The sequence below is a fragment of the Anabaena cylindrica UHCC 0172 genome, from assembly GCF_034931625.1.
GTDB lineage: Bacteria > Cyanobacteriota > Cyanobacteriia > Cyanobacteriales > Nostocaceae > Anabaena > Anabaena cylindrica_A.
This window is the reverse complement of sequence record NZ_JAYGGY010000078.1, coordinates 57,349-68,795: the sequence shown is the minus strand read 5'-3', so window position 1 is coordinate 68,795 and position 11,447 is coordinate 57,349. Positions and strand designations below refer to the sequence as shown.

Below are 11,447 nucleotides of genomic sequence, written 5' to 3'. Positions count from 1 at the left end.
TTTTCATATTTTTAACTTTTCTCTTGCTGGAGACGGTGTAGGTTTTTGCAGACCAAAACCATCAAACAATTCGTTGAGTTTGACAGTCAGACCTAAATAAAGACCACCGGCAGAACGAGTACCAGAAAAATCAGGATCATCAACTTTGCCAAAAACATAGCCAGCAGAAAGGCGCAAATTAGAAGTTAAATAATAGCCAGCTTCGACTACAAAACCTGTTTCTGAATAATTAGATTGACCTATCCAACGAGTTTCTCCCACCAGATCCACACTATATCCTAAGCGATAAGTAGCCCGAAATTGAGCTAAATTCACTGTACTTGTACCAGCCAAATCATTAGCTAAATAAGAAGTGCTATTTCGTAGTGCATATTTCCCATAAAATTCCCATTGCCAGTTAGGAGCATAAATAGTTTCCATGGCAAAGGTATGATCTTGAGAACCCGTCCCACTGCCTAACAAAATTGTATCAGGAATTGTTGCCGGATTTTGGCGATATTCATACCGCAATAAAGCGTTAAATTTATCATTTTTAGGATCACGGTAAGCCAAACCCATTTTTAAATTAATAATGTCACCTAATCCTGATAGTTTTTGGTTAGCAGCATTAGCTTGTTGATAGCGGACTAAAGCAGTAAGAGAGGGAGAAATTTTCCCTGTAGCACCCGCAGAAATGACTGTATTACTACCACTAGAAGAAGTGCGATGTTCATAACGAGCGCTGGCTTGAAACTGGGGATTATTGCTATATTCCAGACCGACACTATAGCTATCACCACCATTAAAACCAATCGCAGAAGCAGCTTGACCAAAGGAGTATGGTTGAGCAAATTTTTGACCTGTTCCAGTGTTACCAAAAAAACTACCAAATACGTGTTCGTAAGCTAAATTCAACCGCAAACCAGGAGCAACAGTCCAGCGATTATTTAAACCAATAGCTCCTTGAGTGGTGATTTCATTCGCCCCACCTAAAATCGTATAACGTCCTGTTAAAGTAGTATCTGAACCAAGTTTATGTTCGCCATTTACACTTAAACTAGTGATAGATTTACCACTATCTTGACCACTACTATAAAACTGTTGAGCTAAACTGACATTGACACCAGGAATAGCTCGCCAATTTAGTCCTAAAATAGTCCGGTCAGGGTAAACATTATCAGCACTAGCAGAAAGGGTAAGTTCATTTTGTGCCTGGAAAGTGAGACTATTAGTAATGGGAAGAGACAAACGCGATCGCAACTGATCAGAATTACTTGTCAATCCACTACTGTTATCAATGCGATCTTTTCGATTCCGGTGAATCCAATCTACATCAAAAGTAGCTTTACCTAAACGTTGTTGTATACCTGCTGTAATGGTTGTTAACGAGTTATCAACGTTGCTCCCTGGGATAGCCTGAGAACGAGGTGCAAATAATTCTTCAAAAGTGTCTAAAGGTAGGGGTGCAATACCAAAATTATCTTCATGATCATATTGAACCCGCAAGTTAGTGGTATTGGTCAGTTTACCTGTTAGTTGCGCCCCATAACGAGTTTGTCCAGGAACAAAACTAACTGTAGCATTATTAGCAAAACCTGTATCAGCAAAACGATAATAAGCGCGACCTTGAAGACCATTAAAAATCTTGCCTTCAGCTTCCAAGCGATAAGCCTGACTACTGACACTACCCATCAAATCAGAACTATTACTAGAATGGGCATATTCGCCAATTATTTTACCACTATCACCTAAAGAAATTTGTGTATCTGCACCATAGAGTTCAAAGTTATACAACCCTTGATTCTCTTTTAAATAAGTTGCTGCTATCCAAGTTTCTTGGTTAAGAGTGCGATCCAAATTATATTGAAAACGACCTGCATAAATACTACTATTAGAATCTTGTGAATCATATTGATAAGTGGTAACAATCCGTCTTACTAATACCTGTCCAAATTCATCAATATCAGTACGAAGTATAGGTTCACGGAATAATAAAGTTCCGCGATCATAATCAATTTCATAATCTGCACCCCGATTCAACTGTTGACGTTTAATAACAGTACCTGGACGATTTAATTCTTCTAATTCAATAAAGACATTTTCACTACCAGGAACTAATATGCGCCGAGAAAGAAAATAATAGCCACTAGTACCATCAGGGGCTACAGTATCTCGTTGAAAACTTTCGACATTATTACCATAAAAACCTGTAATTTGTAGATTTCCCCAATTATAGTTAGCTTTAAAACCATGAAGTTGACGGGTCGTAGCGGTATATTGTTGGGAGGGGCGAGAAAATTCTTCTGTGTTGTAGTCACCCCACATAAAATAATCTGGGCTAACACCAGGAATCCCTGTGGAACGCTCTAGACGTGCATAGACACTATCAATAGAAGGTGCGGTAACATCAAGTTTGGAACTATCACCATAAACAGGATAGTTTTGTTCATTGGCTTGATAAGTTTTAAATAAACGATTTTCGCAGTTACAATCTTCATTTAAAGGACGGGAACTGTTATATGCTCCAGTGAATAACCATTCTCCAATATTTCCGGTGGCAAATATTTCTGAATGAAAATTTAATTGAGTATTATTATTTTTATCCGGTGGTAAAAAATCACGCAATTTACCATAATAATCAGTCCCTCTAGCACCTAAACGAATATCTATGACTCCCGTCACTAAACTGGGACGTAAAGCTGTTGCAAATTCTAGTTGAGTAAAGGTTTCTAAATTATTAATTGAAGCGCGAAGCCTCACGGTTTGGGCTTTCAAGTCTGAACGTAATTGAGCGGTAAATTCTCCTGTTTTTGCTTCTACCTGAAACCCTGGTTGGTCGGGTTTAAAATCTGCACTAATAAATTCTCCAGCGCTGGTTTCTAGAGTCACTACACCATCTTGGTTGGAGCGATTACCATTGTCATCAATGAGTTGACCCTTGATGGTTGCAGTAGAACGTCCATCAGCAGGAATATTCGCTTCTAGAGTTTCTATGGTTAATTGCTTGAGTGTTCCTCGTACTGATATCTCTACGGTGTCTGGAGGCGTAGTTGCTCCTACTATTTGTGCTGACAGGGTATTTTTGCCTGGTTGGAGAGAAACCCCATACCATGTCTGCGTTATTAAATTGGTATCGGTATCAGTTTCAGTCCGTCCTACTAAAGAAGGGTCTACTAGTGTATTATTGACCCTCAATTCCACTTGACTACCTACAGGAAATTGCAATATTACTGTAGTAGCTGGAACATCAAAAATCCTATTTTCTGTTGGTGTGAGAATTTTGACTGCTGTTGATATTTGGGTTGAAGTTGTTGGAGAAAATTCTGAGTTTGCGGTGGTGGGTGATTCAATTTTTACAACCTCATCTTGTGCTATTTGGGTTGTAGTTGTTGGAAAAAATTCTGAGTTTGTGGTAATGGGTGATTCAATTTTCGCCACAACATCTTTTGGCAACTGATATTCAGTCACTTTGGGTGGTAGAGCAAGTTCTTGATCAGTTATTTGCTCATTAATATTTGTAGGATTATCTAAAGGTTTATGGGTCTGGGGATTATCCTTAGCGGTTTCTCCTTTGACTACATGAGGATAAAATAGATAGCTACAAGCACCAGCTATTACCCCTATAGCTTTCAGGTTCTTGATATGGTGCAGTTGTGATTTCATTTCTTTACTTGCTCCTGAAAGATGGGGGTGACAGCAAAATTCATTCTCACCAAACCACCTGGTTCTAAACGCACTAAACGAGATTGGCTATTACGTTCACGGAATTTGTGATTGGGAGCGAGGGTATAACCAGGAATACTACTCAGATCAAGAACTCCGGTATGACTTCCAGGTAAAACATTGGCTACGGAAAATAAACCATTAGGATCTGTGGTGATCCGATTCCCATCTTGCAGAAAAATTACTGCGTTAGGTATTCCTGGTTCATCATTTTGTTGTTCACCATCAAAGTTTTTATCTAGGAATACGCGACCTATTAAAGTACCGCAATCACTGACTATTCCTGGTCTAATTTTTAGTTGGTGAGTTGCTGGCCCATCTTTGACACTAAAGCCGTTATCTATTCTTTGTGCATTGACAATGGCACTATTTCGACCTGTCCCTCTTTGAGCATCATTGGTTAGTTGAACAGCGTAAGCAATGTTGAGAATTTTTGAGCTTAAAAGAGTAATATTTGTGCGGAAGGTGATGGTATTACCGTTAATTTCGTTGGTAATACTAACTGGGTTTCCTTCTAATTCTCCCCGGACAGATTTGGGTAAAAATTGAAAGCCTAAAGGTAAGTTATCGGTGACTATAATATTATTCAAATCTGCATCTGATTGATTTTTGAGCGATACGCGATAGATGGCAGTGTCTCCGGGTTCAGCAGTTGCGCGATCGCCTGTTTTGATGATCTGTACTTGACTGGGTTGACACAGGTTTGTTGTTAGTTCAAGGGCTAATAAATTTAGTCCTTGGAGTTCGGCATTATTAACTAAAACAGTTGTGGCTTCTACTGCTGTTTCACCTGTTAAATTGATTGGCTGTCCATCCAAGGAAGTGGCAAGATAACGAATAACTTTGTTAGCTGTTCCTCCGATATCAATGCTATCTAAAATAACAATTTTAATTCGGCGTTGTTTATAGATAGAATTAGCTGGGGTATTAATCACAAAAATATAAGCTTTCCCTGGTTGGGTTTGACCTTTGTTGGGATCAAGAAGAAAATTATAAACACCTGCTGGATTATTGGTAATAAAATATGGATTACTATTTTCAATATTTGGTGCTTTTCCTCCAGGAATATTATTATTAGGAATATCTGGTAGTTCTGTCCGTGTTAAGGAAACTAAATTTCCTAACTCAGATCCTGTGGGATCATTAGAGTTAGCTTCATACACACCAACAGAGAAACCTGTATAGTCTGGTAAGAGTGTACCAGCACAACCTAAAATCCGCCCTAGAGGGTCAACTAATGAACCAAAATTAAAGTCAAGTTTACTAGAACTTGCTTTAAATTCACCTTCATCATTTGCAGGATCTATATAGGTATATTCAGCCTGATTTGTGATAATTGTTGTATTTTGGGCTATTACCCTATTTATAGTAGCTATGGGAGTTTGCAAAATCAAACCTAAAATAATTGCTGTTATCAGTCTTGGCAATAATTTACGAATAAAATATTTTTTTCTAGATTTACGTTTATTAATCATGTCCAATTTTTTCCACAATGTTATTAGTTATTTAATAACTAAAAAATCTTCATTAAATACAGCAAAAATTATTTTTGATATTCCGTAAAACAGATTTTTTAAACCAGTTAGTAATGGGTAATTTTAAAAAAGTGTTTACCCATTACAAATTTCTTATGATTAGCGGACTTGGGTTTGATAAGTGGCTTTAAATGTGGTTTTAGCTGCAATTGTTGGTACTTGTAAGCGGATATTAGTGTAAGCAGTTGCTGGTGCTGGTTTAGTTTCTACTGTTCCGTTAGGAAGGGTAACTTTAATAGTGGGATTTTTGACAAAAGTGCGTCCACCATCAATGCTGTAGGTGATAGTGGTATTGCTGCTAGTATTAATACTTTTCAAGACATAGGACATTTGTTTGGGTATGGGTTGATTTAAAGTGAGGTTTTTGAGTTGGCGATCGCTCTTATTCTCTCCCTTTAATGTATACAGCAATACATCCCCTGGTTTAACCACAGCTTGATTTTTCAAGGCTTCCCATTTCTTGATTTTATTGCCTTGTTGATCCTGCGTTTCTACCTGCTTTTCTGCTACCAATTGCAACTGTAGCTGTGATTGATTCTTGCTATTTTGAGCGGTTGCACTTTCTAACTGAAAGAGAGAAGTTACACCAGGCATTTGACCTATTAATGGTGTTGCTATCATCAAGGAAATTGCACCAATACTGGCAATATAAACTTGTTTCATGGTTATTACCTGCTTTGATTAATTTGTTGATTGTGTTTTTTCTATGTAGCTCATGTATTCACAAATTTTAATCTTCTTAAATCCTCTTTTCTAAGGAAGACTTTGAGAAGATTATTTTACCCTTAACAATACCTTGTCCATTTTTTGTAGGTTGGGTTAAGCGACAGCGTAACCCAACGCATTTGTTGGTTTTCATACCTCAACCCAACCTACAAATCAAGACTTTTTTCGATTTGGCTACAGTATTGCTTAAAAAAGGATTTTTCTTGATACAACCTTAGAGGATGTTTTAAAAGTTTTTCGTGTGGTATTTAACACCTGTAGATCCCTCTAAATCCCTCTTTCTCAGGAGGACTTTGATGAATTTAGCCCTCCTTTTTAAGGGAGGTTGGGGGGATCTGAAAATATGTGATACACAATGAGAGACTTTTCAAACGTCCTCTTAGACTTTTTCAACATTCTCTGGAGCGTTGCGGATACTAGCAGCAACGCTAGATATAGGTTATATCGAGTCTGGCTAATTACTTGTGATCAGTATTCAGACAGACATAAGATTAATTCATCTTCCGTTGGAAAATGAATGTTCTTTGGACACCTGGTGCAACTATTCCCGTGACTTGATTGATATATTTGGTGACATCAGTATTCACTGTAGTACCAGTTTGATCAATACTACCGGTGGTAGCTGGATTACCACTAAAGAAGTTGATAGTAGAAGCACCTGAATCTTTGGCTGAACCAACAATATTGCTAGTATCACTTTGACCATTAGTGTCATTATCTAAAGCCCAATTGTTAGTGCCTGTAGTGCCATCTTCAGTAATTACAATTTTGTCAGCGTTCAAAATCACATTACCTGTACCAGCTTGGGCATCGGAAATATTTGTGTACCGAATTAGGTATTCAATAATATTGCCTGGTGCTGGAGTTCTGGGTACATCAGTAACAGTGGAATTAGGATCAATACCATTGACCGCAGGTGTAGATTCAAAGTTATCTTGACCTGTACCAACTGCTGGACCAGTTCCTTGTAAAATTCGTGAGAGTTTCACCAGTTTCAAGTAACCAGTGTATACCCGGTCAATGGTGGTATTTGTTGTCGTAGTACCTGCTACATTAATTGTGGCAGTGATGGGGACTGGGAAGCCAAATTCTGTATCGCCTGCATACTGGGCAATAGTATCAGTTGATAATGGAGTACCTGCTGGTAAATTCACTTCTACACCATAATTAATAGTCGCACCAGGAGCAACATTTGGGATTGTAATTGGTGTACCAGCGGTGTTGAAAGTTCCTGCACCTTGATCGTAGGTATAGATAACAGATTGGGCATTATAGGTAAGAGTTACCTGTGTTCCATCAGGCAAGTCTAATGGATTTGCTGGTACGGTTGGCTCTAGTGTGATATCACCTGGGTCGGTACCACTGTTCTGAAGAGTATTAGTGAAACCAACTGACTGCGGATCAAGTGTAGAACCTGGTGCTGTACCAGCAGGAACAAGGGCTGATTTATTGGTGAAGTCATCATTATTATCTGTTGGACCAATGGCATTTGGTACACCTTGTGGACCATTCAGAACTGATGCAGCTCCTACTACTACAACATCGAAGACGTTGGCTTCACCACCTTCACCAGTACCAGTATTATTGTTGCTTGTATCTGTTCCTGTTGCTGCTAGTTCTGCGTCTGTTACTAAGCCATCAGTAACATTAGTAGTTAAATCATCAGGAAGACCATCAGCATTCGTATCTGTACCAACGGGTGGTGTAGAACCATCGAAGTTACTGGGATTTTGGTCACCGGATTCATCATAAACTGGGAGATTATTACCTGGGGTTTGACCAAATAATTGGGCGATGTTGATAACTTTTAATGGTGAAGTCGCAGTTGGCATCGCTAACTGAATCGAAAAACCATTGACTGTTGTACCAGGAGCAATGGAAGTTATGGTATTGGTTTTGTTGATAAAACCGACACGGGTGATACCTGCCAAGGTATCAGCACCTTGTAAGGGGAAGCGTTTCCATTGTGCTGCATTGGCGTTAAACGTCGCTGGATCAGATGTAGTATAAACTGCGTCCCAACCAGTAGGCGGAGTGGGTGCTACTGCTAGTTGTGTACCTGCGGGAATTGCATCAGAAACGAGGATATAAGAACCATCAGCAGTATCAACATTGATGGTTGTACCGGCTAAAGGTGCTGGGGTGATGCCACTGCCAGTAACATCATTGCTTTCTACACGCAAACCTAGATTGTAGGTTAGTGTGTCATCTGTAATATCATTTACAGTTGCATTATTGTCATAATTACTACGCACTTTGAGAATGGTAGCTAATGCGTAAGTTTTTGCTGTGACACCAACTTTAATATCCTGAACGGCGCTGGCTTCCCGTGTCCCGTTGATGGGTGCGCCAGCTGCTTCATTAGTAGTACCATCGGCGTTATCTACTGTGTATACGTCACCACCATCTGGGATGCGAAGTTGGTTTTGAGCATTACCAGGGGTTTTACCTAGGGTAACTCCAATAGAGTCACCGGTTTGAGCGCCTGCTTGTACAGTTATTGGCACACGAACCAATACAGTGCCGTTAGGAGCAACGGAGGGTGTGATTGCTTCAGTATTAGTAATTTCTATCCAGGTTGTGCCGCCGTCAGTGCTGTATTGGAGATTATTAGTTGTAATAGTGCCGCCTGACTTTCCTGATACTGTACCCGGACCAGTAGTGGTGGCTAAGTTAGGAATGCGGAATGTGGTCGGGTCGTTACCAACGTTGGTGATGGTGTAGGTGTAGATTAATAGGTCTCCAACTGCTACAGTTCCACCGTTGTCATCTACTATTCCTGCGGCTGTAACGGTAATACCTGCGACTTCTGCAACGGTGATGGTGACTGTGTTGGAAGTGGTATTTAAGGTTGTTCCTGGGCTATTTGGGTCTTCGTAAGTAGCGGTTGCGGTGTTGCTAATAGTTTCACCTGCGGTAGTTCCTTCTGCCATTGCAGGTGCTAGTAGTTGGAAAGAACCATTGGCTAATAATGCGATCGCAACTAAAGAACGGTAAAACTTGGATTTTTGATACTTCACTGTTTCTTACGAGATGTATTGAATATTTATTGTTGTTTTTGTTGGCTACTGACTGGAAACGCGTTTGATTCAATGACTCAAGGCCATTCAATGTCCACAAGCTCCGAAGTAATCAGACATTAAGTCACTAATCGCATAACTGAAGCATTTACTCGAATAAAAATGCCAGTACTGACATAGCTCCTTTAATGCACATACTAAAAAGACATTCATAGCCTTTAGATAATTTTGTACCCACATAGTAATGGAAAAATATCATTAATTGAGCTATTCACATCTCAAGTATCTAAATATAAATACTTGGGGGTTGTGCCGTTGTCAAAGCTGCTTTTGTCACCTGAGAACCTAAGAAGATTTAGGTGGTTTTGCTATTGCTGTATGACATGATAACAATAATAAAACAGCAGTGTATAAATATAAAATATATTTTTTATGAAAATTTGAAACCTTCCTTAACTTGACAAATCATAAGATGCCCACGGATAGCATTTTGCGACATTATCTATATAGTATTACTTAACCCTTATGCCTTTACTAAGAGGGGATAAACAACATAAAAATTGCTTGATGCAAAAAATAAAAATGCTCTCTAGGAAAGAATTTGAGATATTTAATTTAAAGTCTGCAATTATCACTTCATGACCTATAATTAACCGAGAGAGATGCAATTTTTTGTACTAAAAAATACATTTATTGTTGATTAAATATTTAAATTAATAGGTTCTCAGAGATTATTTTTACCTATAAATAAGATGTGATTTAATATTATCTAAGCATAAGTACTAACAATAGTAAATATACTGCCGTATGTAAGCTGTTTTTTGCATTTCATGCTGTAGTATACTAGTGTTACAAAATAAGACTATTCATAGTTAAATAGCAATTGCTACACTCGCCGTAGCGATCGCCAAAAGCTTAAAAAATACCTATGTTTTCTGTAAAAATACAAAAGATATCCGTTTAAAAAATGCAAGTGCGAGTAAACCCTGCCTCTTGCCTTAATTAATCGAGGTATGTAGGAGTTTGACGCTTTTCGACAACCGAATTTTTTATTGCTTAGGCTGCAACCACTAATTCAGGCACATGAATAATGCCTCGAAAGCAAAAATCACGCAGAAGTTACCATCCTCTGAAAGTCAAAAACTGTTCACGCATATTTGTCCTAGCGCTTGAATAGAGTTATCTCCAAAGCGGAAGATATATACGAGTCAAACACCAATCATCACAATGGTACTGTGCTACCAAAAAACCTGCTTTTTCAAGTAGTGCAAACACATCCTCCTGACTAAATACATGGAGGTGATAGGGATCTATATGCCGAGTTTCACCGAGTGAGTCTGACAGTAGCAACTTGCCTTCTGGAAGCAGGAGATAGGGGAGACGATCCAGAAATTTATCAGGATAGAGGAGGTGTTCTATTGTCTCAAAAGAAACAATAATGTCGAAATGCTCCTTCCACTCGAAAGCAAGAGCATCAGCACAAACAAATTCTACATTATTCTCTTGATAGTGTTTTCTAGCATATTGTACCGTCTCTGGTCAAGTATCTACACCTACCACAGCGATCGCACCAGCAAGATGAAACATTTGACTGCTGCTAAACCTGTCATGTATGTGGAAGCTTCAACATGATCATGTTAAGCCAAGGGCAAAATGTAGCAATTCAAGAGAGTAATTGAGCGGAATTTATATCTAAAAATAAGGTTGCTTGCGGTTGTTTACGCAAAATTGAGGCTGGACAATTTGTGATAACAGTTTTTTGTAATATCTCTTGGACTATCTTGGCTTTGCGTGTTGCTGGTGCTAGACAGATGATTTTTCTGGCTGCACAAATCATGGAGATAGTAACGGTAAAAGCATATTGAGGAACGGTGTCTATGTGAGAAAAGTATCCTGTATTTACTTGTTGCTGTCGGTTAACTTGATCTAGTTTTACCAGTTTGACACTAGCGGAGTCTTGAAAATCTGCTACTGCTGGGTCGTTAAAAGCTAAATGACCATTTTCACCGACACCAAGAAGGCAGAGGTCAATGGGTTGAGCTTTTAGTAGTTTGGTATAGCGATCGCACTCGGCTACAGGTTCTAATGTGTCCCCTTCTATATAGTAAAATCGTTGTGGAGATACCCGCTGTTCTACACGCTCCCGTAAATAACGCCGAAAACTAGCAGGATGGTCAGCAGTGATTCCCAAATATTCATCCAAATGGAATAAGGTTATCCGTGACCAATCTAGACCACCTAAAGCGATTAAAGCATCAAGAAATTGAAGCTGGGAGTTTCCTGTGGCTAATAACAAAGCAACTTGATCTTGTTGCTGGAGCAGATTATATAAATACTCTTGTACGATTTTGGCAGCATCTTCTGCCATTTCCGCTTCAGTGTTGTAAATCTGCACTAAGAGATCATCGACACGAAAAGATTTTGTAGCGGCTGACATTGGCTTTGAAAATCACAATTGATTACG

The 11,447-nt window shown here is 39.0% G+C and carries 6 protein-coding genes and 1 pseudogene; 1 reads left to right on the top strand and 6 read right to left on the bottom strand.

Going from position 1 to position 11,447, the window contains the following annotated elements:
* Window positions 1-3: 3 nt before the first annotated feature.
* The 5 genes and pseudogenes from VB713_RS14250 to VB713_RS14230 form a co-directional block, all read right to left on the bottom strand.
* Window positions 4-3,642, bottom strand: coding sequence for a TonB-dependent receptor (locus tag VB713_RS14250; protein ID WP_323312177.1), 3,639 nt, complete (start codon window positions 3,640-3,642; stop codon window positions 4-6).
* Entirely contained in the window at window positions 3,639-5,177 is a 1,539-nt protein-coding gene (locus tag VB713_RS14245; RefSeq protein ID WP_323312176.1) for a hypothetical protein, read from the bottom strand. The genes VB713_RS14250 and VB713_RS14245 overlap by 4 nt, the downstream gene beginning before the upstream one ends.
* A gap of 159 nt (window positions 5,178-5,336) precedes the next feature.
* Window positions 5,337-5,900 (bottom strand): hypothetical protein, encoded by a 564-nt coding sequence (locus tag VB713_RS14240; protein ID WP_323312175.1) that lies wholly within the window; start codon window positions 5,898-5,900, stop codon window positions 5,337-5,339.
* A 554-nt stretch (window positions 5,901-6,454) separates the two neighbouring features.
* On the bottom strand, window positions 6,455-8,983 hold the full coding sequence (locus tag VB713_RS14235) for a hypothetical protein (protein ID WP_323312174.1): 2,529 nt from the start codon (window positions 8,981-8,983) through the stop codon (window positions 6,455-6,457).
* 1,179 nt (window positions 8,984-10,162) lie between these two features.
* Window positions 10,163-10,462, bottom strand: a pseudogene (locus tag VB713_RS14230) (methyltransferase domain-containing protein); the annotation flags it as partial.
* Between VB713_RS14230 and VB713_RS14225 the strand changes: the two are divergent.
* On the top strand, window positions 10,430-10,615 hold the full coding sequence (locus tag VB713_RS14225) for a hypothetical protein (protein WP_323312173.1): 186 nt from the start codon (window positions 10,430-10,432) through the stop codon (window positions 10,613-10,615). The pseudogene VB713_RS14230 and the gene VB713_RS14225 sit on opposite strands and share 33 nt — an antisense overlap.
* A 31-nt stretch (window positions 10,616-10,646) precedes the next feature.
* Here the strand turns inward: VB713_RS14225 and VB713_RS14220 are convergent, their stop codons facing one another.
* Complete coding sequence (locus VB713_RS14220) at window positions 10,647-11,420, bottom strand: glucosamine-6-phosphate deaminase (RefSeq protein ID WP_323312172.1); 774 nt, start codon at window positions 11,418-11,420, stop codon at window positions 10,647-10,649.
* Between the last annotated feature and the right edge of the window lie 27 nt (window positions 11,421-11,447).